Below are 22,555 nucleotides of genomic sequence, written 5' to 3' on the forward strand. Positions count from 1 at the left end.
GGTGTCTATGCCCATGCCTGTGTACGAAGTGTTCGCCATCCGCGTCGGTGCCAATGCCCAGCGCACCGCCAAAGAGAACTTTCTCTATGACGCCTGCTGCGGTGATCCGAATGTGCCAATGCCACTGGACTACTACTTCTGGGTCATCCGCAACGAGCAGCAGGTGATCGTGGTCGACACCTGTTTTCAACCGGCCACGGCGCAGCGGCGCAATCGCCAGATGTATCGCCTGCCGGAAGAATCCCTGCGACAACTGGACATTGATCCGGCGCAGGTCGAACACCTGATCCTGACCCATTTGCATTGGGATCATGCCGGCAACCTCGGGCTGTTCCCGAAGGCGATCGTGCATTTGCAGGAAGCGGAACTGCGTTTCTGCACCGGGCCGAAAATGGCCCATCGCACGGTGAACAAAACCTACGAGGTCGAGGATGTGATGTCGGCGCTGCCGCCGCTGTTCGAAGGGCGGATGCGTTTGCACAGCGGTGTTGTCGAGGTACTGCCCGGCGTAACGCTGCACCCGGTGGGCGGGCATACGCCGGGCAGTCAGGTGGTGCGGGTGAATACTGAGCGCGGCTGGATTGTGCTGGCCTCGGATGCTGCGCACCTGTGGGTCAACATTCGTGAGCGCAGTCCGTTTCCGATTCTCGATGACCTGGCGCAAACCCTCGAAGCCTTCACCGAGATCGATCGCCTGGCCGACAGCGAAGACCACGTCATCCCCGGTCACGACCCGTTGATCGCCGAGCGTTTCCCGCACTGGAATGACGACCCGCATATCATTTGCCTGCACCAACCTCCCCTGTAACCCTCCGTAGGAGGTGTGGTTAACCCTGCGCTGTCAGGATTTTGCCCAGCGTCTGCAGCGCCTCATCAATCCGCGGCGAATACGGCGCCCCGCAGCCAATGCGCACAAAGTGATCGAAACGCTTGGCATTGGAAAAGATATCCCCAGGGGAAATCTGGATGCCGACCTTCAGCGCCTCGTGAAAGAACGCCATCGATGAATGCCGGCGAGGCAACTCCACCCATAACAGCGTGCCGCCTTGCGGGTGGGTCACGCTGGTGCCGATGGGAAAATAGCGGGTGATCGCTGCGCTCATCTGCTCGCGTTGTACGGTCAGGGTTTTGCGCAAACGCCGCAGGTAACGTTCGTAGGACGGTGTGCGCATGAATTCGCTGGCCGCCAATTGTGATAACGCCTCGCACCCCCGTGACTGCGTATGCTTGAGCATTTCCACGCGCTCGTGCCATTTGCCGGCGCTGATCCAGCCCAGGCGCATGCCCGGGGCGAGGGTTTTGTTCAGCGAGGCGCAATAGATCACGTTGTCGGTGCGGTCCCAATGTTTGAGCGTGGACAGCGGCTGCTCGCTGTCCACCAGGTCGCCGTAGGTGTCGTCTTCGATCAGTACGGTATTGTGCTCGGCGCACAGTTTCACCAGACGTGCCTTGTTGGCGTCGGGCATGATGCTGCCCAGCGGGTTTTGCAGGTTGGGAATGACGATCAATGCCTTGATCCGCTCGGGGCCTTGCAGCAGCCGTTGCAGGGCCGCCAGATTGAGCCCGGTGTGGGCTGAGGCCGGGACTTCCAGCACCCGCAGGTTCAGGCTTTCGAGAATTTGCAGCAGACCGTAGAACGTCGGCGACTCCACGGCCACGGTGTCGCCGGGGCGGGTGACCGCGCGCAAGGCCAGATTGATCGCTTCGGTGGCGCCGTTGGTGATCACGATCCGCTCGGGGGCCAGGTGGGTCCTGCTGGCAAGTGCCCGTCGGGCCAGGATGTTGCGCAATGCGCTGTTGCCGCAGGCGCCGCCCGCGGTGCCGAGCAGGCAGGGGGCCAAGCGCAGTGATTTGATCATGTTGTCTTGCAAGGTTTTCAGCGGATACAGCTCGGGCGCGCAGTAGGCGCTGGCGAAGTTGACCTTGATCGATGCGCGCTGACTGGCCTTGAGCACCGCTGAGACCTGTTCATGGATGCCGACATAGATGCTGGTATCCAGCGTTGGCGCCAAGGCAATCGGGGCGCGCCTGGGCACGGTGTCGGGCTGACGAATGTAGTTGCCGGAGCGCGGCCGGGCTTCCAGTACGCCATAGTCTTCCAGTTCCCGGCACACCTGCACGGCGGTCGACAGGCTTACGGCGTGTTTTTCCATCATCAACCGGATCGAGGGCAGGCGTTCACCGGTTTTCAAGATGCCGCTGCGGATAGCGTCCAGGTAATGGTTGGCCAACTGGCGATACAAGGGGGTCGTGTTCATGATGACCTCAGCAGTTGCACCACCGAGGTCTGGGCTGGAAAGTGAGTTGACGCTCCCTGCAGGCGGACCCGTGGTGCTCATGGGTGAAGGGAAGTGTGGTTCTGGCGTCGATACTGGAAGAGTAATCGCGGATTTGCCCGAATCACGGGCAATAAAAAGCCCCGCACTGATGGCGGGGCTCTTGAGTCAGTCGCTGAAGACCTTGTGGCGAGGTCGCCTTACTGCGCAGCGATGCTATAGCCGTCGAACGCGGTCTGCTGCTGCAGGGCGGTGATGATGTTCTTGCGGTTGACGGCCTGTTCGGCACCGCTGTTGTTCAGGAACGTCTCGCTTTCCAGCTCCGCCTCTTCGCCTTCGCCCACGAAGGTGAAACCGAGGAATTCCAGGGCTTCACGGTCGACGTTCAGGCGCGAGCGCGGGGTGCGCAACGGCAAGGTGACGCTGATGCCGTCCTTGCTGATGGTGAACACTTCGACTTCTTTCTTGGCCTTGGCGGCTTTGCTCTTGCCGCCGCTCGGGTTGCTGATGGCCTGGTGCGTCTGGTTCAGCACCTTCAGGGCCAGGCCGTAGACGATTTCCTGAAACGCCGGGTCGTCCTTGAAGCTGGACAGGATGCGGCTGATCGGGAATTTGCTGCTCAGGTCTTCGAGGGCGGCGATGTCGGCGGCTTCGGCGTCCTTGAGCTGCTTGAGTTCGCCCATCAGTTCGTAGGCTTTGTCATCGTCGAAGCTGTCGTGGGCCTGGCGGATCGCGGCGCGTAGTTCGCGGATCTGGTCGCTTTCGCGGGTGGACTGGAAAGCGTCCAGCACCATCTCGCTGATGGTCTTGGCCTGGGGCACGTGCTGTGAAAGATTGATGGAGTTTTCGTATTCCGCTTTGGACGACAGGGTGACTACGGATTCAGCGGTGTTGGAATCGGACATTGAAATTTCACTACTTCTTTGAACTTGAATAGGGGCGAGAAAGCCCGGGGGCTTTTTCAGGTCGCCTAATCTATTGGACCGGGGCGGCGTTGTCACGGATCAACAGGCGGCTGGTCATCTTTTTGCTCCCCTAATGTAGGAGCGAGCCTGCTCGCGATGCAGGCGCCTCGGACTGTCAGGCCTGCCGCGGTGTATTCAGGTTCATCGACCGCACCGCCAAGGCAGTCGCCGTTTCCTCGTCGATCGGCAACGAAAACCGGAACGTCGCACCGCGCTCCGGCATATCGATCAACTGAATCTCGCGCCCGTGCAATTGCAGGATGCGATGCACGATCCGCAGCCCCAGCCCGCCATCACGCCGTGCGCCGCCGATATTGAACGGCCGCAGGAACAACCCTTCGCGCAGTTCCGGGGCGATGCCGGGGCCGGTATCGCTGACCGTGACTTCGATGAATGAGCCTTGCGGGCGCAGGCCCAGTTCGACCTCGCCCCCCGGCGGGGTATGGCGCAGGGCATTGTCGAACAGGTTGGTCAGCACCCGCTCGATCAAGCCGAGATCAGCACAGGCCGCCGAGGCATTCGGCGCGAACGTGGCCTTGAGTTCGACTTTGCGCGCTTCGGCGGTGAGTTCGAATTTCTGGAAGATGTCCTGGGCCAGGTCGGTCAGGGAGAAGCGCTCCAGCACCGGCTGCACGAAGCCATGCTCCAGGCGCACCAGTTCCAGCAGCGACTGCGCCAGACCACCGACCTTGCGGCTTTGATCCAGCGCGATGCCGAGATAGCGACGGCGGTCGGCAGGGGACAGCGTGGTGTCCTTGAGCGACAGGGTTTCCAGATAACCGTGCAGCGAGGCCAGCGGTGTGCGCAAGTCGTGGGAGATGTTCGCCACCAGTTCGCGGCGCTCCTGATCCTGGCGGGTCAACGAGCGCCATTGTTCGCCCAGGCGTGCCTGCATCTGCCGGAACGCGGCATCGAGCACGGCGATTTCATCGTGGCTGGCGGCTTTTTCCACCGCGACGGGCAGGGCCGGTGTGACCGGCACGCCATCGATGTCGAACTGGCTGACGGTTTCGGTCAGGCGGCGCAACGGCCGGGTGATCAGGGCAAACGCGGTGAGACCGGCGATCAGGCACAGCAGCGCCACCAGTCCGATGGACAACAGCGCTGTGTTGAGCGCCGCGCTGGTCGCACCGCGCTCGGCCAGGCGGTCGTGATCTTCACCGAGCAGCACCACGTAGAGATAACCGGCCGGCTTGCCTTCAACCTTCAGCGGTGCAGCGCTGAACACCTTGCGCGCATCGACGCTGCGCGGATCGTCGCCGAGGATGGGCAGGGCATCGCCCCGCAGCAAGCGCTGGATCGGCGCCAGGTCGACCTGTTCGCGACGGATCCGGCCTTCGGGCGCGGCGCTGCCGACAATCTTGCCTGCGGAGTCGAGCAGGTACACCTCGACGCTGGGGTTGACCTGCATCAGTTTGCTGAACAGGTCGCGCACGGCGTTGGGCATCAGGCCCTGGGTGTCCATCAGCACCGTGTCACTGGCGATGTGCTGCGCCAGGTCCCGGGACAGCCCTTGCACCACTTCCTGCTCATGCATCTGGTTGGAGCGCACCTGCAACCACGCCGAGGTGCCGCAGCACACCAGCAGCAGCACGGCGAACACCAGGGACAGGCGTTGCGTCAGGGTCAGCCTCATGGCTGCGGCTCCTCACCGGTGGCGAATTTGTAGCCGCGACCCCAGACCGTGAGGATGCGCACCGGTTGCGCCGGGTCGGCCTCGATCTTGGCGCGCAGGCGGTTGATGTGGGTGTTGACCGTGTGCTCGTAGCCTTCGTGGCTGTAGCCCCACACGGCATTGAGCAGGTCCATGCGCGAAAACACCTTGCCGGGTTGGCGGGCGAAGAAATACAGCAAGTCGAACTCCCGGGGCGTGAGGTCCAGGCGCCGTCCGTCGAGGGACACTTCGCGGGTGATCGGGTCGATGGCCAGGCCGTCGGTGAGCAGGCTGCCGGCGTCCATCTTCAGGTTGCGCGCCATGGCATCGACCCGGCGCAGCAGCGCCTTGACCCGGGCCACAAGCTCAAGCATGGAAAAGGGCTTGGCCAGATAGTCGTCGGCACCCAGTTCCAGGCCGAGAATCCGGTGTACTTCGCTGGAGCGCGCGCTGGTGATGATGATCGGCGTGTAGCGGGCCATGGCCCGGGCGCGGCGGCAGATTTCCAGGCCGTCGACACCGGGCAGCATCAGGTCCAGGACCAGTGCGTCCCAGTTGCCTTGCTGCAGCAGGCGCATGCCTTCATCGCCATCGGCGCTGTGCACCACCTCGAACTGCTCATCGCGAAGATGCAGGCAGATCAGGTCGGCGATATGCATATCGTCCTCGACCACCAGGACGCGTTTGGTCTGTTCCATACAGCTCAATCCTTCAGCGCATTGTGCGTAATGCCTCTGTAGGAGCGAGCCTGCTCGCGATAGCGGATCCACATCCAATATTCATGGAGGCTGACACACCGCCATCGCGAGCAGGCTCGCTCCTACATTTGCACAGGCATTGTGCGGGTTTTTCGGGGTCCGAGTTATCACGAATTGTTTAACTTCCCGTGAGGATTTGGCGATCACCCAAAGCCTAGGCTGTGTTCCATGAAACACCCCTGGATTTTTTGGAGACGAGCATGTTTTCACGACGGCAATTTCTTCTAGTGAGCGGCGGACTGGGGGTGGCAACCCTGGCGATCGGCCTGTTGCCGAAGTTTTCCACAGGCACCGCATTAATCAGCGAGGCCAGCGCAGCGGAGGCATTCGAAGTGACCCACAGTGACAAAGAATGGCACGCCATCCTCAGTGACGAGCAGTACGACATCCTGCGCGAAGAGGGTACCGAACGGGCCTACAGCAGCCCGCTGAACAACGAGCACCGCGATGGCACTTTCGTCTGTGCCGGTTGCGAGTTGCTGCTGTTTTCCTCGGCGACCAAATTCGACAGCCGCACCGGTTGGCCGAGTTTCTGGGCGCCGCTGGACAAGGCCGTGGCGACCCGCCAGGACCGTGCGTTCGGCATGGTCCGCGAAGAGGTTCACTGCCGGCGTTGCGGCGGGCATCTGGGGCATGTCTTCGACGACGGCCCGAAACCCACCGGCCTGCGTTATTGCATGAACGGCCTGGCGATGAAATTCGTGCCCAAGACGGTGTGATTCCCTACCACTCACTTTTTGCAGGTAATCGCCATGTGGCTGCTGGTCCTCGCTTATCTCGGTGGTGTGCTGACGATTGTCAGCCCATGCATTCTGCCGGTGTTGCCGTTTGTCTTCGCCCGCACCGGGCAACCCTTCGTCAAAAGTGGATTGCCGCTGCTGGTGGGGATGGCGCTGACGTTCGCGCTGGTCGCCACATTGGCGGCGGTGGGCGGTGGCTGGGTGGTGCAGCTCAACCAGTACGGACGCTGGCTGGCGCTGGTGTTCGTCGCGTTGTTCGGTCTGACGTTGTTGCTGCCGCAATTGGCTGAGCGCCTGACCCGGCCGCTGGTGGCGGCGGGCAGTCGTTTGTCGGAGGCGGCGGGTGCCGATGCGCGGCCACGTCCCGGTGCTTCGCTCCTGATCGGCGTGGCCACCGGCCTGTTGTGGGCGCCCTGCGCCGGGCCGATCCTCGGTTTGCTGTTGACCGGTGCAGCGCTGCAAGGCGCCAGCATTCAAACCACCTTTTTGCTGCTGGCGTATGCCGCCGGTGCCGCTACGTCCCTCGCGCTGGCCTTGTTGCTGGGCGGCAAAGTCTTCACCGCGATGAAGCGCTCGATTGGTGCGGGCGAATGGGTGCGTCGCGGTCTTGGAGCGGCGATGCTGGCCGGTGTGGCGGCGATTGCCCTGGGCCTGGATACCGGCGTTCTGGCTCGGTTTTCCACAGCGTCGACCGGCGGAATTGAGCAAGCGTTGGTGGAGAAACTGTCCGGCAAATCGCCGCGTAACAGCGGGGCGCTACTAGCGCAGAACACGACCTCTGAGGGCGCGGTGCAAGTGGCCGAGAAATCCCCAGGCACCTTGCCGGTCGAAGGCAACCTGCCGCCGCTGGACGGCGCCGTGCAATGGCTCAACTCGCCACCCCTCGATGCCCAGGCCTTGAAAGGCAAGGTCGTGCTGGTGGATTTCTGGACCTACTCCTGCATCAACTGCCTGCGTTCGCTGCCCTATGTGAAAGCCTGGGCCGAAAAATATCGCGATCAGGGCCTGGTGGTGATCGGTGTGCATGCGCCGGAGTTTGCCTTCGAGCGCGACGTCAGCAACGTCACCAAAGCCATGAAGGATCTGGGCATCACCTACCCGGTGGCCATCGATAACGAATTCAAGATCTGGCGCGCCTTCAACAACGAGTACTGGCCGGCGCATTACTTTGCCGACGCCCAGGGACGTATTCGTTATCACCACTTCGGCGAAGGCGCGTACGCCGAGTCGGAGCGGATCATTCAGCAATTGCTGCGTGAGGCCGGTTCGACCAAGGTGTCGGACGGGCTGATCAACGCCAAGGCCGACGGCGTGCAAATGGCCCCGGACAACAGCGAAGTGCAGTCGCCGGAAACCTACGTCGGCTATCAACGTGCCGAGCATTTCGTGCCGGAAACCGCGCTGGTGCCGGACAAGCTGGCGGCCTACAACCCGCCGACGCAACTGGGCCTCAACGACTGGAGCCTGGACGGCCAGTGGCATGTCGGCCCGGAGCGGGCCACCGCCAGCGCACCGGCCAGCCGCATCGTCTATCGCTTCCACGCCCGTGATTTGCATTTGGTGCTCGGCCCTGGCGCCGATGGCAAACCGGTGCGCTTCAAGGTGCTGATCGACGGCAAGGCGCCGGGCGACGACCACGGCATGGACGTGGCCCCCGATGGCAGCGGCACCGTGACCGACCAGCGCTTGTATCAACTGGTGCGCCAGAGCGGCGGCGTGACCGACCGGACCTTCAGCATCGAGTTTCTTGATCCGGGCGCGTCGGCTTACGCCTTCACCTTCGGCTGATTACTTTCCAACGCTTCAGGAGTTCGCCCCATGAAAACCCTCTTTACCTGGCGCCGTACCCTGTTGGGGCTGGCGGCTGCCGGCATCATCAGCCAATGCTCGGCCTTCTCGTTCGGCGGTGCCGAAGAGGCGGTGATCATCCCACCACCGGCCCTCGACGAAACCACCCAGGCCCATAGTGAAACCGCCGTGTTCGCCGGTGGTTGTTTCTGGGGTGTTCAAGGGGTGTTCCAGCATGTCAAAGGTGTGAAGAATGCCGTCTCCGGCTACGCGGGCGGGGCGGCCAATACCGCGCAATATGAGCGCGTCAGCAACGGCAACACCGGCCATGCAGAATCGGTCGAAGTCACGTTCGATCCCGCTCAGGTCAGCTACGGCACCTTGCTGCAGATCTACTTTTCGGTGGCGCACAATCCGACCGAACTCAACCGCCAGGGGCCGGACAGTGGCACCCAGTATCGTTCGGCGATCTTTACCAAAAGTGCCGAGCAGCAGCGGGTCGCACAGGCCTACATCACCCAGCTCGACTCCGCCCATGCCTTCGACAAGCCGATCGTCACCAAGCTGGAAACCTTCAACGGTTTCTACCCGGCGGAGGAAGAACATCAGGATTTCCTGACCGAGCATCCGACCTATCCGTACATCGTGATCAACGATTTGCCGAAGGTCGCGCAGTTGAAGCAGCTGTACCCGAATCGTTATCAGGAACAGCCGGTGCTGGTGAAGGCGGGGATGTAAATGGCGATCAGCAACTGCATGGCCTGTTCGGCCGGCTAGTGCTTGCCCCACATCTGGACGGCGAATTCGACGAAACGCCGCAGTTTCGGCAAACGGTGGCGATCCTGGGCATAGACCAGGTGCATCGGTCGACTGGGCGGGCAGTAGTCGGGCATCAAGGCCAGCAGCTTTCCGTCCTTGAGGTCCTGTTCGACCAAGGCATCGGGCATCATCACGATGCCCATGCCGGTTCGCGCGGCTTGATGCAGTCCGGCCGAACTGTTGATCAGCATCGGCCCGCTGACCCCCACGCTGACTTCGCCATCGGGACCGGCCAGGCGCCATTCCTTTTGCACCGATTGCCAGTCATCGCCGGCCGGATAGGCAAAGGACAGGCAGTCGTGGTGTCGCAGGTCTTCAGGTGTTTTCGGTGTGCCCCGACGGGCCAGATATTCCGGTGAGGCGCACATGGTCAGGGTGTAGTCGATCAGCGGGCGGGCGATCAGGTTGGAAGGCTCCAGCGCGCCGAGGCGAAACGCCACATCGAGGCCGTTTTCCAACAGATCCGGGCGTCGGTTGGTCAGGACCACGTCGAGTTTCACCCGCGGGTTTTGCCGGCTGAACTCACTCAGTGCCGGCGCCAGGCGCTCGGTACCGAAGGTCAGGGGCGCGGTGATACGCAAGATGCCGCTTGGTTCGTCCATAGCCTGCTCGGCCAGCCGCTCGGAATCGGCCACCAACCCCAACACTTCCAGGCAGCGCTGGTAATACGCGGCGCCGAACTCGGTCAGCCGCTGGCGCCGCGTCGTGCGGTTGAGCAGGCGCACACCCAGCCGTTGCTCCAGGGCCTTGAGGTGGTTGCCGACCATGGTCGTGGACATTTCACACTGCAAGGCGGCGGCGGTCATGCTGCCGGTCTCCACCACTTTCACGTAGACGGTCATTGCCTGGAACAGATCCATTATCAATCTCTACTTTTAAATGATTGAAGTTTTACGGTGTTTATCCAGCTCTGGTGGCTAACCATACTGCAAAAACACCGACCCTTGCTGGAGCTTGATGTCATGACCGCCGCCTGCCTGATGAGCACTTACCAACCCTTGGCCTTGAGTTTCAACAAGGGCCTGGGCACTCGCCTGTGGGATCAGGCCGGCCGCGAATACCTGGATGCGGTCGCCGGTGTGGCGGTGACCAATGTCGGCCACTCCCATCCGAAAATCGTTGCCGCCATCGTTGAACAGGCTGGGTTACTGCTGCACACCTCGAACCTCTACAGCATCGTCTGGCAACAACGGCTCGCGCAGAAACTGACGCGGCTGGCGGGCATGGACCGCGCGTTCTTCAACAACTCCGGGGCCGAAGCCAACGAAACCGCACTGAAAATCGCCCGGCTGCATGGCTGGCACAAGGGTATCGAGCAGCCGCTGGTGGTGGTCATGGAGAACGCGTTTCATGGCCGCACCCTCGGCACCTTGTCGGCCAGCGATGGCCCGGCGGTGCGCCTGGGTTTCAACAAGCTGCCGGGGGATTTCGTCAAAGTGCCGTTCGGCGACCTCGACGCGCTGGACAAGGTGCAACAGGCCTTTGGCTCGCGGATCGTGGCGATCCTGATGGAGCCGATCCAGGGCGAAAGCGGCGTGCAACTGGCGCCACCAGGCTATCTCAAGGCCGTGCGCGAACTGTGCAACCGGCGCTCATGGCTGATGATGCTCGATGAAATCCAGACCGGCATCGGCCGCACCGGCCAGTGGTTCGCATTCCAGCACGAAGGCATCGTCCCGGACGTCATGACCTTGGCCAAAGGCCTGGGCAACGGCGTGCCCATCGGCGCTTGCCTGGCCCGTGGCAAGGCGGCCGAGCTCTTCACGCCGGGCAGCCACGGCAGCACCTTCGGCGGTAATCCGCTGGCCTGCCGGGTCGGTTGCACGGTGCTGGATATCGTCGAAGAACAAGGCTTGCTGGAGAACGCCCGGATTCAGGGGGAACGCCTGATCGAAAGATTGCGTACAGAACTGGCGGGCAACCCGAACGTCTCGCAAATCCGCGGCCAGGGCCTGATGATCGGCATCGAACTCAAGCAACCGATCCGCGACCTGAGCCTGATCGCCGCCCGGGATCATGGCTTGCTGATCAACGTCACGCGAGGCAAAACCATTCGCCTGCTACCGCCGCTGACCATTGATGAGCGGGAGGTGGAGATGATTGTCAGGGGGGTGAGGGGCGTGGTGAAAGAGGGATGAAGTCCTGCTCAGTAATGGTATCTGCACATCACGACGCGTATTTCGCCGTCTTCAACGGCGTAGACCAGACGATGTTCAGCCGTAATCCGGCGTGACCAGAATCCGCTCAAGTTATGCTTGAGCGGTTCGGGTTTTCCCAGTCCGTCGAAAGGCTCACGCTGGATAGCTTTGATCAACAGGTTGATACGTTTGAGCCCGGCCTTATCGTTCTGCTGGAACCAGAGATAATCGTCCCAGGCTTCAGGAGTGAACTCGATATTCATTCTTCAATCAGTTGCCTGGTTTTGGTTTTACCCGCTCGCAGGTTACCGATTGATTTGATCAGGCGTTCAGCGTTGGCTGGGGAGCGCAGCAGATAGGCTGTCTCTTCGAGAGCGTTGTATTCGGCCAATGACATCATCACTACCGGCTCGCCTTTCTGACGGGTTACCAGTAGCGGGGCGCGATCTTCATTCACCCGGTCCATGGTTTGCGCCAGGTGTGCCCGAGCGTTGGTGTAGTTGATGGTTTCCATGTGATTGTCCTCGCTTGATGCAGAGAACGTACAGAAATGAGTACATGTTGGCAAGGCGATACCTACGAGCGGTTGTTGCGTGGAAAGTGCATCCACGCTTGTATCGAGTATCGCCGAATGTTCCTCAGGACGTTTCCGTGACTGATGTAATCCCATTCTGAGCTACACGCCATCCATCAGGATTGTCCGACCACAGCTGCGAAAATTTACGAGTGATGAACCAGCGCCGCGATTTCCCCCCGATCCCGCAGACGGATTTTCCCACCGCAAAACTCTTCGAACAGTCGCTGATGCGCCGCAAACCCACTTGACCCCTGCCGCTGGCGATAACTACCCGCCCACTCCAGTAAGGCGATAAGCAACAGATCCTGTTCATCACGCCCGGTCTCGCGTTGTCGAATGTTGGCCACGCAATCCTCGTCCCCGACGCTCAGCCAGATCAGCGCAGTCACCCGTGGCAGGAGTTCGCAGGCGATCCAGCCATACACGCCTTCGATCACCCAGCGCTCCTGTTCGGCTGCGATCCGCGCCATGGTCAATGCTTCATTTCGGGGGCGGGCGATGCTGTGTTCGTCGGACAGCCAGTGAATCCGGTCGAGATCGGTCCAAGGCACATGCAGTTGCTCGGCCAGCCGCTGCGCCAGCCAGCTCTTGCCGGAACCGGAGTTGCCGATGATCAGGGTGCGGGTGAGGTCCATGAGCGACTCCGATCAATTGTGGGTACGAACCTGCTCGCGAAAGCGGTGCTTCAGTCAGCATTGATGTTGGGTGTGCTGGTCTTATCGCGGGCAAGCCTACAGGTACACCAGAATCCGCCGGCCTGCGCACCTTGAGATTCATCGGTAACTTGCCGTGCTTCACTGCTCATCCTTTCTGTAAGCCCTTTTACAGTGTCAGTTTTTAGACATCGCTGTGATGTGGATGGTTGTGGTGAGGGCGATCAGGTTGGCTCAGTTGTGAGTTGGGCTTACCTTTACTGCTGGGCTCAGGAAGTCTATGTGATAGCCAGAGGAACCGTCCCCAATTGCTATATGAACGCCATTAATCCCTTCGTTTAATTGAGAGTTGATTTTGTAGTCAATGCTATTTGCGATTGTGTCGTTTACTCCAATAGCAAACTCAGTCAGCTTGAGGCCTCTAGGTCCTTCTGCAATTCAATAACCGTGTTGCACTCAGTTCCTGCAACCGCCGTTGGTTTGAAGTTTTTTTAGAATTAATGATGCTCGTTAGGTGTCTTGTAAGAAGCTCTTGGTTATTTGTGTAAGCAGTGGCTGTAGTCCTCTTCTGAAAATTTAGTGTTTCACCGAATTTGGTTGTGGTGGACGATCTGAAATCGTTAGGTTGGTCTATGGGGGGCTTTTTACGGGGGGGCTACATTCAGTTGTTAATAAGGGGTTGTGTAGTGCAGGAATCAAAGAAATATCTGACAGATACGTCCGTACACCAAGCCTTGTTACTGGCTGATCTAACAGAGCCCGCTGCACCCGATCACGCCATTCGATTATTACTCAAGGAGGTCCTTCAAGGGTTAACGGATAAAGGCTGGCCACAAGCGCAAGTGCAGACGGGGCCGAGAATTGTCTCCGCTGAAGAAAACTACGGATTGCTTGGTTATGACCCATCTGAGATTACGCTTGGAAGTGCACACACTCGATGGGTTGACGAATGGACTCTGTTACGGACGCAAACCACTAGCCAAATTCCGTCTGCGCTTCAGCGAGCGGCCAAGCTACGACAACCGGGGCAGTCAATATTATTGGCCGCGCCTGGTATCACTTTTCGTCGCGATAGCCGGGATCGTTGGCATTGTGCGGAACCGCATCAAATGGATATCTGGGTGCTCGGCGATCCTGAATTGTCGACGCATGAGCATTTACTTTGCCTGGTCGGCGATATCCTCAAATCCGCAGTGCCTGATATGCCTTGGATCTACAGTGATAGTCCGCATCACTACACTGAGGGCGGGATCGAAGTAAATCTGTTGAATGACGGCGTCCCTGTAGAGGTTCTGGAGTGCGGTCGAATTGCCAAATAATTATTGGAGCGACTGAAGATCGATCCTTTGCGTCATGGAGGACTGGCGCTGGGAATGGGATTGGATCGCTTGACCATGCTGCGCAAAGGCATTCCGGATATTCGTTTGCTGCGTGATCAGAACGAACGAGTAGAAGCACAGATGCATGATCTGAATCCGTGGCGCGCCGTCTCTCGGTTGCCTTCGATTACTCGTGATATTTCGTTAGCGGTAACGCCGGGGCTGAGCGAGGAAGTGTTGACTGAAAGGATGTTGCAGGCAGCTGGCGATTGTTCAGATTGGATCGAGGAAATGCAGATCAAAGGGCGCTGGGCGTTCACAGAACTGCCTCTGCAGGCCATTGATCGCCTCGGATTGCTGCCGGGGCAGGAGAATGTGCTACTACGTGTTGTACTGCGTGATTGTTCGCGATCAATCACCACTGCTGAGGCGAATGCCTTGTATTCGAACATTCAGGTGGCACTCCATGAAGGTGCGGCGGGGGCGGGTTACAGAATGGATTCCCCCAATATTTAACTGGCCTCTTCGAGAGCAGGCCCACAGGATCTGGAAATAGTACACGCCAGAAATCCAGTGTGTGCGAGCCTGCTCGCCGCACCGTCGCTCCCACAGTTTTTTGTGGTGTCTTCTTTACCTCAATCATCTCCTTCCGGCGCAATCATCCGGGTCTTCGGCGAGCCGTTCGAGTTGTGCTGATAGATGGTCTGCGGCTGCCCCAGGTCATTAAAGAACACCTGCCCGATCCCTGCCGAGTTCCATAGCCGCTCACCGGCTTCGGCGTGTTCCGGGACATGCGGCACGATGCGCATGCGTCGCCGTTTGGTCAGCCAGTTCAGCGGCGAGCGTGGTGAGTACAGCCAACGATTGAGGCGGTCGAACCACTCGAGCAGGGTGGCGGGGAATTCATTCTTGATGCCGCTGCTGGTGATCTGCCAGATGCGCGGCCCGGCCTTGCGGTGGCGGATCAGCACTTCGTAGACGAAGGAATAGTGCACATCGCCCGACAGCACCACGTAGTTACCCGGGGTGCGTGAGTGCCGGAAAATGTTCAGGATCACCTGTGCCGCGCCGCGATGGGCCATCCAGTTTTCCGCGTCCACCAGCAGTGGATAACCGCACCAGCTGAAGATTCGCTGCACGGTTTCAATCAGCTTGACGCCGAAGATCGGCGCCGGCGAAACGATGATTGCACTCGGGTGGTCCAGCAGTTCCTGTTGCAGTTCGCTCAGGGCTTCCCAGTCGAGCAAACCGGAAGGCTGCTTGAGGTTCATTTCGCTGCGCCAGCGCCGGGTGCGGGTGTCGATCACCACCACGGCCGGGGTGGTCGGCAGCACGTAATGCCAGTGCTGAAACTTCAGCAGATCATCGATCAAGTCATCCTGAACGGTGCTGTCGAGGTGACGCAGGTGTGTGCTGGCGCTCAACGCGCCGGCCTTTTCCAGCAGGGCACCGAACGCATCCGGATTGTTGCCCCAGCCCTGGCACAACATGTACGCCAACAACGCGTTGCCGATGATGCGCCGGGAGAACGGATGGCCGTAGGCGGTTTCCTCCCACTGCGCGCTAAGGTTCCAGTCATCGGTGATGTCGTGGTCGTCGAAAATCATCAGCGTCGGCAGATGCGCCAGTGCCCGCGCGACGTTGCCAAGGCCTGCCTTGAAGGCATCGATGCGGGTCTGTTCAAGGGCGTAGCGCTTGAGCCTTTCTGGCGTCAGTGTCGGTGCCTGGGGCGCGATCAAGGTCCAGGGCGTTGGCGACCAGACCAGCACATACATGGCCATGACTTCGGCGAAGGTCACTAGATGGTTGTCGGCACTGCTGCTGGTGAAAATCGGCTTGCGTGCGCCACCGAAAAACCGCTCGCGCAGGGTTTCATTGCTTTGCAGCGACGGCAGCAGATCTGCACGGTGGTAGTAACTGGCCGGATGCTCGTAGAGCCTGGCGCTGTCGTTGACCACCGTGCCTTCGAGGTGCTCCCCGAACAGCCCCAGACGCTCGATCAAGGCATGAATCGCCCGCAACATCGGCCCCGCGACATCGTCGGCGTAGACCTGATCGCCGGTCATCATCAGCAGTGCCGGACGATCCTTGGCGTCGTGCTTTTGCGCCAGCAACTGGTCGACGCAGAGCAAGCCGTCTACCGCCGGGTGGTGAGGCTTGCGGCAAGAGCCATGCAGCAACTGGTCGACCCGTGCGCGCAGGACGAAGTTCGGGCATCGGGCATGGCCGTACAGCAAATGCGGCGCCCAGTCGGCGATGCCTTTCTCTGTGCCATCGATCAGCAGGTCATAGTCGATCGACTCGTCCCAGGGCAGGGCGCAATCGAGTTGCACATCGATCAAGTGCACATAGGCATGAGCCCCCACTGCAATCACCGCGCATTGCCCGGCATCCAGACGGATATCGCCGACGCCCTGCAAGCGCAAGGTCAGCGCCAGCGCCCGGGAACCCACCAGCCACAGCACCAGTCGCGTGGGCTCCAGGCGCCGCAACAGCGGGCCGGCCAGGACCGGGGGCAAGGCTTGGTAATCGTCGAGCAGTGGCAGGGTGTCAGACATCCAGGTTCAAGACTCTTGGGGTATCGAGGCGGGCGATGATAGCGCAGGTGGCGGCGGGGCCGTCTGGGACGATCCCGTTTCTGCCTGTCACCAAATGAAAAGCCATTGTCGTCTGATGAGAAGCGTCCCGACAGGCCTCGTCCTACAGTCCAATCAACGCAATTCGATGCAACACGCCCATATTGCAGATTGGAGAATAAGAAAAATGGCTAAAGCCGTACGCTTCTACGAAACCGGTGGTCCCGAAGTCCTGCGTTATGAGGACGTCGAAGTCGGCGAACCCGGTCCGGGCCAGGTTCGGCTTCGTCATGTGGCAGTTGGCCTGAACTATGCCGACACCTATTTCCGTAACGGTACCTATGCGATTCCACTGCCCAACGGCATGGGCGTCGAGGCCTCTGGCGTAGTCCAGGCCGTTGGTGTAGGGGTCACCAATGTCGAGGTCGGTGATCGCGTCACCTACACCGGTTTCCTCAACACCCTCGGTGCCTACAGCACCGAGCGCCTGATCCCGGCTGCGCCGCTGATCAAGCTGCCGGAAACCATCAGCTTCGAGACCGCCGCCGCGATGACCATGCGTGGCCTGACGTCTTCGTATCTGATGCGCCGCATCTACGACTTCAAGCCGGGCGACAGCATTCTGCTGCATGCCGCCGCTGGCGGTGTCGGTCTGATCGTTTCGCAGTGGGCCAAATTGCTGGGCTTGAACGTGATCGGCACGGTGTCGACCGAGCAAAAGGCGGAAATCGCCCGGGCTCACGGTTGCGACCATACGATCAATTACAGCCATGAAGACGTCGCCGCTCGCGTTCGCGAATTGACCGACGGCGTGGGCGTCAACGTGGTGTTCGACAGCGTCGGCAAGAACACCTTCATGGGTTCGCTGGATTCGTTGAAACCCCGTGGCCTGATGGTCTGCGTGGGTACTGCGTCCGGCCCGATCCCGGCGTTCGACCCGGTGATGCTGGCGATGAAAGGCTCGCTGTTCCTGACCCGTCCGGCCCTGGCCAACTACATCAGCGACCCTGCGGAAAAAGCCGCCCTGGCTGGCGAACTGTTCGACCATGTCGGCAGCGGCCGGATCAAGATCGAGATCAACCAGCACTACGCGTTGCAGGACGCCGTGCAGGCTCATCGCGACCTTGAATCGCGCAAGACTACCGGCTCTTCGATTTTCGTCGTTTAAGGAGCGGCCAGCCATGAAAGTCGAACAATTGACCTGCTCCATCGGCGCCGAACTGATCGGCGTCAACCTGGCCGACGCAGTCCATGACGACGGCCTGTTTGCCGAGATCCGTGCCCAGTTACTCAAGCACCGCGTGGTGTTCCTGCGTGATCAGGACATCACCCGCGCCGAGCACGTGGCCTTCGCCCGACGCTTCGGCGAGCTGGAGGATCATCCGGTGGCCGGTAGCGATCCGGAGCATCCGGGTCTGGTACAGATCTACAAGAAACCGGACCAGCCGGCGGACCGCTACGAAAACGCCTGGCACAGCGACGCCACCTGGCGCGAGGCGCCGCCGATGGGCTGCGTGCTGCGCTGCGTGGAGTGCCCGCCAGTGGGCGGCGACACCATGTGGGCCAACATGGTCGAGGCTTACGCGCGTTTGCCGGAAGACGTGAAGGTCAAGATCGCCGACCTGCGCGCTCGCCATAGCATCGAAGCGAGTTTCGGTGCGGCGATGCCGATCGAAAAGCGTCTGGCGCTCAAAGCGATGTACCCGGACGCCGAACACCCGGTGGTGCGCACCCATCCGGAAACCGGCGAGAAGGTGCTGTTCGTCAACGCCTTCACCACCCACATCAGCAACTACCACACCCCTGAGCGGGTGCGCTTTGGCCAGGACGCCAACCCCGGCGCCAGCGAGTTGCTGCGCTACCTGATCAGCCAGGCGTACATCCCCGAGTATCAGGTGCGCTGGCGCTGGAAGCCCAACAGCATCGCCATCTGGGACAACCGCAGTACCCAGCACTACGCCGTCATGGATTACCCGCCGTGCCATCGCAAGATGGATCGCGCCGGGATCATCGGCGACAAGACGTTCTGATCGAACGCCACTTGCATCCGCACTCAAAGCATTCGCACTCGTAAACACGTCTGCCCGGCACGACCCCGGGTGGGCGGGACAATCATAAGAACTGGAGTAGACCATGCAATTCTTCGACGATTCCCTGCACCCGGAAAACATGGAAAAGGTAGTCATCACCGTGGCCCCGTACGGCCCTGAATGGATGCCTGAAGACTTCCCGGAAGACATCCCGCTGACCATGGATGAGCAAGTCCAGAAAGCGGTCGATTGCTATGAAGCCGGCGCCACCGTGCTGCACCTGCATGTGCGCGAACTGGACGGCAAGGGTTCCAAGCGTCTGTCGAAGTTCAACGAGTTGATCGCCGGTGTGCGTGAAGCCGTGCCAGACATGATCATCCAGGTCGGTGGCTCGATTTCCTTCGCTCCGGAAAGCGACGGTGAAGCGGCCAAGTGGCTGTCCGACGACACTCGCCACATGCTGGCCGAGCTGACGCCGAAACCGGATCAGGTCACGGTCGCGATCAACACCACCCAGATGAACATCATGGAGCTGCTGTATCCGGAATACCTGGAAGGCACCTCCCTGGCCAACCCGATGATCCAGGCGGCCTACAGCGAGATGACCGTACCGGCTGGCCCGGCCTGGGTTGCCGAGCACCTCAAGCGCCTGATGGACAACGGCATCCAGCCACACTTCCAGCTGACCGGCATGCATGCCTTGGAAACCCTCGAGCGTCTGGTGCGCAGGGGCGTCTACAAAGGTCCGTTGAACCTGACCTGGATCGGCATCGGCGGCGGTTTCGATGGTCCGAATCCGTTCAACTTCTTCAACTTCCTCCACCGCGCGCCGGACGGTTCTACTGTGACCTCCGAATCGCTGCTCAAGAACGTCATGCCATTCAACACCATGTCGATGGCCATGGGCATGCACCCGCGTGTGGGCAATGAAGACACTATCATTGATCACAAGGGCGATCGTTTCGGCTCGGTTGCACAGATCCGGCAAACCGTGCGCATTGCCCATGAACTGGGCCGTGAAATCGCCACCGGCAAAGAAGCCCGCGAGATCTACCGCATCGGCGTGCAGTACGAAACCATCGAAGAAACCCTGTTGGCCAACGGCATGGCCCCCAACCGCAAGGCTGGGCAGAAAGGCGTGCCGCAACGCGGCTGACCGAGGGTCGGGACGAGAGGCCGTGACCTCTCGTCCGCCTGACCGTTACACGCTTGATAACAAAAATAAAACAAAGCTCTTGAGGAGGCTGCATGGCCTTTCACCCAATCGCCGCTGACGATGACGACTCCGGCGGAGTCGGCGTTGCGCGCCAATATGCCTGGATCGTCTTTGCCTTGACGTTCGGCCTGTTGATTTCCGATTACATGTCGCGTCAGGTGCTGAACGCGGTATTCCCGCTGCTCAAGAGCGAGTGGGCGTTGAGCGACGGTCAGCTCGGTCTGCTCAGTGGCATCGTGGCCCTGATGGTCGGCCTGCTGACGTTTCCCCTGTCGTTGATGGCCGACCGTTTCGGCCGGGTCAAGAGCCTGGCGCTGATGGCTTTTCTGTGGAGCGTGGCGACCCTGGGTTGCGCGTTGGCTCAGGACTACCAGCAGATGTTCATCGCGCGATTCATGGTCGGCGTCGGCGAAGCCGCCTACGGCAGCGTGGGCATCGCCGTGGTGATCTCGGTGTTCCCCAAACACATGCGCGCCACCCTGGCCAGTGCCTTCATGGCAGGCGGCATGTTCGGTTCGGTGTTGGGCATGGCTTTGGGCGGTGCGATTGCCGCCAAGCTGGGCTGGCGCTGGTCGTTCGCCGGCATGTCGCTGTTTGGCCTGTTTCTGGCGGTGCTTTACCCGCTCATCGTCAAGGAGGCGCGCATTGCGCCACAACGTGCCGCGCAGATTGCGAACAAGACGGCCGCCGCGGTCAAGCGTCCGCTGCGCACGCTGTGGTCCAGCCGTTCGGTGGTAGCGACCTACGTCGCCAGCGGCTTGCAGTTGTTCGTCGGCGGTACGGTGATGGTGTGGATTCCCAGCTACCTCAATCGCTACTACGACATGCCCACCGACAAGGCCGGTGGCATGGCGGCGATCATCGTGTTGTGCAGCGGCGCGGGGATGATCCTGTGCGGCATGCTTAGCGACCGCCTGTGTCGGAACTCGCCGGAGCGCAAGGTCAGCCTGGCCATTGGTTTTTGCCTGGGCAGTTGCCTGCTGCTGTCGGCAGCGTTCGCATTGTCGGCAGGGCCTGCGCAACTGGCGCTGATCTGTCTGGGCATGGCGATTGCCACCGGCACCACCGGCCCCGCCGGTGCGATGGTTGCCAACCTGACCCATTACTCCGTCCACGGTACGGCGTTCGCCACGCTGACCCTGGCCAATAACCTGCTGGGGCTGGCACCCGGGCCGTTCCTGACTGGCCGTGTGTCCGACCTCATCGGCCTGCATGCCGCTTTCCAATTAGTGCCACTGGTCAGCCTCGCGGCGGCAGCGGTGTTCTTCTATGCCAAGTGTCATTACCAAAAAGATATCGCCCGGCTTGAGGGTCAGAGCGTGCCTGAGCCCTTCAGTGCAGCCGGGATAGAGGTGAAGTTGTGAGTCGTCGTTTACGTATTGATGTGTTTTTCGATTTTATCTGCCCCTGGTGCCTGATCGGCAAACGCCAACTGGAGCATGCGCAGGTGCAGTTTCGCAGTCGCCACCCGGATGTGCAGATCACCACGGTGTGGCACGGGGTGCAGTTGCTGCCGCAGCTGCCGGTACAAGGTGAACCCTTCGCCGATTTCTATCGCAAGCGCCTGGGCGATGCGGACGCAGTGGCCATGCGTCAGGCCCAGGTCCGGCAGGCTGCGGCGGCAGTCGGGTTGGCTATCGATTTCAGCCGCATCGCGACCATGCCCAACACCGCAGACGCTCATCGTTTGTTCGAGCGTGTCGGTGCGCTGGGCAATGCTGTCCAGAGTGACGTCTTGCTTGAGCGCCTGTTCGCGGCATATTTCCAGAAGGGCGAAGATCTCGGTTGCCGTGAGACCTTGCTCGCCATTGCCCGCTCCTGCGGCATTGAAGTGGGGGCCGTGGCCGATTGCCTGAATGGCGACGCCTCTCCATTTGAAGGCTTTTCCGGAGCGAGCAGTGGCGTACCGGGTTTTCAGTTCGACCGCCGCATGACGGTGGTGGGCGCACAGCCTGCCGAGACATTGCTGGCAGCCATGAGCCAGGCACTGAAAGAAAGTGATCGCGAGCGGCAATCGGCATGACCCGGCGCATTCCCGTACCTGCCGGCAAACACCCGCAGGCCGGTGGCCGGGCGCTGTTCGAATTCGAAGACAAAAGCCTGGCGTTGTTCAACGTCGACGGGCAGCTGTTTGCCATCGACGACAGCTGCCCGCATCAGGGCGCCTCGCTGTGTGGCGGGCGTCTTGAGGGGCGGGTGATTCAATGCTGCGCCCATGGCCTGCGCTTCGATTTGCGCAGCGGCTACCTGCTCAATTCCACCCAGGTCAAAGTCACCAACTACCCGGTCGAGAACATCGACGGCCAGGCGTTTATCGTCATCGCATCCGAGGAGTCCGCGTCATGAGCGCCATTGCTCTCACCCGTATCCACAGTCGCACGCGCGAACTGGCACCGGGGTTTATCGTCAGCCTGATCGTGGCGGCCGCCGCGTCGTTCCTGTCCGAGCACTACGGTGCGCCGGTCATGCTGTTTGCCTTGCTGCTGGGCATGGCCCTGAATTTTCTCGCCGATGACGGCCCGTGCAAGGCCGGCATCGAGTTCACCGCCCGCACCGTGCTGCGCATCGGCGTGGCGCTGTTGGGCATGCGCATCACCCTGGAGCAAATGGCGGCGCTGGGCTGGAAGCCGATAGCGCTGGTGGTGATTCTGGTGGTGGTGACCATCAGTGTTTCGGTGGTTGCGGCCAAGGCCCTGGGCTTCCAGCGTCTGTTCGGCATGCTCACCGGCGGCGCGACGGCCATCTGCGGCGCCTCGGCGGCACTGGCCCTGGCGGCGGCACTGCCGAACCATCCGCAGAAAGAACGCGCCACACTGTTCACGGTGATCGGCGTCTCGGCGCTGTCCACGCTGGCGATGATCGTCTATCCGATGATCGCCAACTGGCTGCAGTTATCGCCGCAGGTGGCGGGGGTGTTCCTCGGCGCCACAATCCACGACGTGGCCCAGGTGGTCGGCGCCGGCTACAGCATGTCGACCGAGACCGGCGACACGGCCACGGTGGTCAAGCTGATGCGCGTTGCCATGCTGCTGCCGGTGATCGTCAC

General features: G+C 60.9%; 21 protein-coding genes and 2 pseudogenes. 13 read left to right on the top strand and 10 right to left on the bottom strand.

Annotated features, from left to right (window positions below; translation table 11 throughout):
• Positions 1-7 precede the first annotated feature (7 nt).
• Positions 8-808: an N-acyl homoserine lactonase family protein gene (locus tag AC1DWG_RS19585; protein ID WP_477763256.1), complete on the top strand. Its 801-nt coding sequence runs from the start codon at positions 8-10 to the stop codon at positions 806-808.
• Positions 809-827: 19 nt separating this feature from the next.
• On the opposite strand, the gene AC1DWG_RS19590 is transcribed toward AC1DWG_RS19585, so the two are convergent.
• The 4 genes from AC1DWG_RS19590 to AC1DWG_RS19605 form a co-directional block, all read right to left on the bottom strand.
• A complete protein-coding gene (locus AC1DWG_RS19590) occupies positions 828-2,258 on the bottom strand; it encodes an aminotransferase-like domain-containing protein (RefSeq protein WP_477763257.1) in 1,431 nt (476 codons plus the stop codon).
• Between the two features lie 218 nt (positions 2,259-2,476).
• On the bottom strand, positions 2,477-3,181 hold the full coding sequence (locus AC1DWG_RS19595) for a hypothetical protein (RefSeq protein WP_477788215.1): 705 nt from the start codon (positions 3,179-3,181) through the stop codon (positions 2,477-2,479).
• 175 nt (positions 3,182-3,356) lie between these two features.
• Positions 3,357-4,877: a sensor histidine kinase gene (locus AC1DWG_RS19600; protein WP_477788216.1), complete on the bottom strand. Its 1,521-nt coding sequence runs from the start codon at positions 4,875-4,877 to the stop codon at positions 3,357-3,359.
• Positions 4,874-5,593, bottom strand: a complete 720-nt coding sequence (locus tag AC1DWG_RS19605) for a response regulator transcription factor (protein ID WP_008000098.1) — start codon at positions 5,591-5,593, stop codon at positions 4,874-4,876. The genes AC1DWG_RS19600 and AC1DWG_RS19605 overlap by 4 nt, the downstream gene beginning before the upstream one ends.
• A 260-nt stretch (positions 5,594-5,853) precedes the next feature.
• Here AC1DWG_RS19605 and msrB point away from each other — a divergent pair, with 260 nt between their 5' ends.
• From msrB to msrA, 3 genes are read left to right on the top strand one after another with little or no spacing between them, the layout of a single operon-like run.
• Positions 5,854-6,372 (top strand): peptide-methionine (R)-S-oxide reductase MsrB, encoded by a 519-nt coding sequence (gene msrB, locus AC1DWG_RS19610; RefSeq protein WP_477753543.1) that lies wholly within the window; start codon positions 5,854-5,856, stop codon positions 6,370-6,372.
• Between the two features lie 33 nt (positions 6,373-6,405).
• Positions 6,406-8,181: a cytochrome c biogenesis protein DipZ gene (locus tag AC1DWG_RS19615; RefSeq protein WP_477788217.1), complete on the top strand. Its 1,776-nt coding sequence runs from the start codon at positions 6,406-6,408 to the stop codon at positions 8,179-8,181.
• A gap of 30 nt (positions 8,182-8,211) precedes the next feature.
• A complete protein-coding gene (gene msrA, locus AC1DWG_RS19620; protein WP_477788218.1) occupies positions 8,212-8,919 on the top strand; it encodes a peptide-methionine (S)-S-oxide reductase MsrA in 708 nt (235 codons plus the stop codon).
• A gap of 35 nt (positions 8,920-8,954) precedes the next feature.
• On the opposite strand, the gene AC1DWG_RS19625 is transcribed toward msrA, so the two are convergent.
• On the bottom strand, positions 8,955-9,860 hold the full coding sequence (locus AC1DWG_RS19625) for a LysR family transcriptional regulator (RefSeq protein ID WP_477788219.1): 906 nt from the start codon (positions 9,858-9,860) through the stop codon (positions 8,955-8,957).
• A gap of 102 nt (positions 9,861-9,962) precedes the next feature.
• On the opposite strand from AC1DWG_RS19625, the gene AC1DWG_RS19630 reads away from it, so the two are divergent.
• Entirely contained in the window at positions 9,963-11,138 is a 1,176-nt protein-coding gene (locus AC1DWG_RS19630; protein ID WP_477763261.1) for an acetylornithine/succinylornithine family transaminase, read from the top strand.
• An 8-nt stretch (positions 11,139-11,146) separates the two neighbouring features.
• Here AC1DWG_RS19630 and AC1DWG_RS19635 read toward each other — a convergent pair whose 3' ends face one another.
• The 4 genes and pseudogenes from AC1DWG_RS19635 to AC1DWG_RS19650 form a co-directional block, all read right to left on the bottom strand.
• Positions 11,147-11,401, bottom strand: a complete 255-nt coding sequence (locus AC1DWG_RS19635) for a Txe/YoeB family addiction module toxin (protein ID WP_015093589.1) — start codon at positions 11,399-11,401, stop codon at positions 11,147-11,149.
• Positions 11,398-11,652: a type II toxin-antitoxin system prevent-host-death family antitoxin gene (locus AC1DWG_RS19640; RefSeq protein ID WP_056728535.1), complete on the bottom strand. Its 255-nt coding sequence runs from the start codon at positions 11,650-11,652 to the stop codon at positions 11,398-11,400. The genes AC1DWG_RS19635 and AC1DWG_RS19640 overlap by 4 nt, the downstream gene beginning before the upstream one ends.
• Before the next feature lie 206 nt (positions 11,653-11,858).
• Positions 11,859-12,350, bottom strand: a complete 492-nt coding sequence (locus AC1DWG_RS19645; protein WP_477763262.1) for a P-loop NTPase family protein — start codon at positions 12,348-12,350, stop codon at positions 11,859-11,861.
• 252 nt (positions 12,351-12,602) lie between these two features.
• Positions 12,603-12,806: pseudogene (locus tag AC1DWG_RS19650) on the bottom strand (CgnE/CgnB domain-containing protein); the annotation flags it as partial.
• Between the two features lie 194 nt (positions 12,807-13,000).
• Here AC1DWG_RS19650 and srmL point away from each other — a divergent pair.
• Positions 13,001-14,203 (top strand): annotated as a pseudogene (srmL, locus tag AC1DWG_RS19655) (PheS-related mystery ligase SrmL).
• A gap of 119 nt (positions 14,204-14,322) precedes the next feature.
• Here the strand turns inward: srmL and AC1DWG_RS19660 are convergent.
• Positions 14,323-16,245: an alkaline phosphatase D family protein gene (locus AC1DWG_RS19660; RefSeq protein ID WP_477788220.1), complete on the bottom strand. Its 1,923-nt coding sequence runs from the start codon at positions 16,243-16,245 to the stop codon at positions 14,323-14,325.
• A 205-nt stretch (positions 16,246-16,450) separates the two neighbouring features.
• On the opposite strand from AC1DWG_RS19660, the gene AC1DWG_RS19665 reads away from it, so the two are divergent.
• From AC1DWG_RS19665 to AC1DWG_RS19695, 7 genes are all read left to right on the top strand, one after another.
• Positions 16,451-17,431, top strand: a complete 981-nt coding sequence (locus tag AC1DWG_RS19665) for a quinone oxidoreductase family protein (RefSeq protein WP_477788221.1) — start codon at positions 16,451-16,453, stop codon at positions 17,429-17,431.
• A 13-nt stretch (positions 17,432-17,444) separates the two neighbouring features.
• Entirely contained in the window at positions 17,445-18,293 is an 849-nt protein-coding gene (locus AC1DWG_RS19670; RefSeq protein WP_477788222.1) for a TauD/TfdA dioxygenase family protein, read from the top strand.
• A gap of 103 nt (positions 18,294-18,396) precedes the next feature.
• A complete protein-coding gene (locus AC1DWG_RS19675; protein ID WP_477753533.1) occupies positions 18,397-19,449 on the top strand; it encodes a beta-keto acid cleavage family enzyme in 1,053 nt (350 codons plus the stop codon).
• Between the two features lie 92 nt (positions 19,450-19,541).
• Positions 19,542-20,873 carry an MFS transporter gene (locus AC1DWG_RS19680; protein WP_477788223.1) on the top strand — a complete coding sequence of 444 codons (1,332 nt, stop codon included), beginning with the start codon at positions 19,542-19,544 and terminating at the stop codon, positions 20,871-20,873.
• Positions 20,870-21,532, top strand: coding sequence for a DsbA family oxidoreductase (locus tag AC1DWG_RS19685; RefSeq protein ID WP_477763269.1), 663 nt, complete (start codon positions 20,870-20,872; stop codon positions 21,530-21,532). Before AC1DWG_RS19680 ends, AC1DWG_RS19685 begins: the two co-directional genes overlap by 4 nt.
• Positions 21,529-21,855 carry a Rieske (2Fe-2S) protein gene (locus AC1DWG_RS19690; RefSeq protein ID WP_477763270.1) on the top strand — a complete coding sequence of 109 codons (327 nt, stop codon included), beginning with the start codon at positions 21,529-21,531 and terminating at the stop codon, positions 21,853-21,855. Before AC1DWG_RS19685 ends, AC1DWG_RS19690 begins: the two co-directional genes overlap by 4 nt.
• A partial coding sequence (locus tag AC1DWG_RS19695; RefSeq protein WP_477788224.1) for a YeiH family protein occupies positions 21,852-22,555 on the top strand: 704 nt, incomplete at its 3' end. The genes AC1DWG_RS19690 and AC1DWG_RS19695, both read left to right, overlap by 4 nt.

Source organism: Pseudomonas sp. P4_B3 (assembly GCF_056402295.1).

Excerpts from the sequence above, each read along its gene's own strand:
- AC1DWG_RS19585 (WP_477763256.1), top strand. The coding sequence starts at position 8 with ATGCCCATGCCTGTGTACGAAGTGTTCGCCATCCGCGTCGGTGCCAAT.
- AC1DWG_RS19590 (WP_477763257.1), bottom strand. The coding sequence starts at position 2,258 with ATGAACACGACCCCCTTGTATCGCCAGTTGGCCAACCATTACCTGGAC.
- AC1DWG_RS19595 (WP_477788215.1), bottom strand. The coding sequence starts at position 3,181 with ATGTCCGATTCCAACACCGCTGAATCCGTAGTCACCCTGTCGTCCAAA.
- AC1DWG_RS19600 (WP_477788216.1), bottom strand. The coding sequence starts at position 4,877 with ATGAGGCTGACCCTGACGCAACGCCTGTCCCTGGTGTTCGCCGTGCTG.
- AC1DWG_RS19605 (WP_008000098.1), bottom strand. The coding sequence starts at position 5,593 with ATGGAACAGACCAAACGCGTCCTGGTGGTCGAGGACGATATGCATATC.
- msrB (WP_477753543.1), top strand. The coding sequence starts at position 5,854 with ATGTTTTCACGACGGCAATTTCTTCTAGTGAGCGGCGGACTGGGGGTG.
- AC1DWG_RS19615 (WP_477788217.1), top strand. The coding sequence starts at position 6,406 with ATGTGGCTGCTGGTCCTCGCTTATCTCGGTGGTGTGCTGACGATTGTC.
- msrA (WP_477788218.1), top strand. The coding sequence starts at position 8,212 with ATGAAAACCCTCTTTACCTGGCGCCGTACCCTGTTGGGGCTGGCGGCT.
- AC1DWG_RS19625 (WP_477788219.1), bottom strand. The coding sequence starts at position 9,860 with ATGGATCTGTTCCAGGCAATGACCGTCTACGTGAAAGTGGTGGAGACC.
- AC1DWG_RS19630 (WP_477763261.1), top strand. The coding sequence starts at position 9,963 with ATGACCGCCGCCTGCCTGATGAGCACTTACCAACCCTTGGCCTTGAGT.
- AC1DWG_RS19635 (WP_015093589.1), bottom strand. The coding sequence starts at position 11,401 with ATGAATATCGAGTTCACTCCTGAAGCCTGGGACGATTATCTCTGGTTC.
- AC1DWG_RS19640 (WP_056728535.1), bottom strand. The coding sequence starts at position 11,652 with ATGGAAACCATCAACTACACCAACGCTCGGGCACACCTGGCGCAAACC.
- AC1DWG_RS19645 (WP_477763262.1), bottom strand. The coding sequence starts at position 12,350 with ATGGACCTCACCCGCACCCTGATCATCGGCAACTCCGGTTCCGGCAAG.
- AC1DWG_RS19660 (WP_477788220.1), bottom strand. The coding sequence starts at position 16,245 with ATGTCTGACACCCTGCCACTGCTCGACGATTACCAAGCCTTGCCCCCG.
- AC1DWG_RS19665 (WP_477788221.1), top strand. The coding sequence starts at position 16,451 with ATGGCTAAAGCCGTACGCTTCTACGAAACCGGTGGTCCCGAAGTCCTG.
- AC1DWG_RS19670 (WP_477788222.1), top strand. The coding sequence starts at position 17,445 with ATGAAAGTCGAACAATTGACCTGCTCCATCGGCGCCGAACTGATCGGC.
- AC1DWG_RS19675 (WP_477753533.1), top strand. The coding sequence starts at position 18,397 with ATGCAATTCTTCGACGATTCCCTGCACCCGGAAAACATGGAAAAGGTA.
- AC1DWG_RS19680 (WP_477788223.1), top strand. The coding sequence starts at position 19,542 with ATGGCCTTTCACCCAATCGCCGCTGACGATGACGACTCCGGCGGAGTC.
- AC1DWG_RS19690 (WP_477763270.1), top strand. The coding sequence starts at position 21,529 with ATGACCCGGCGCATTCCCGTACCTGCCGGCAAACACCCGCAGGCCGGT.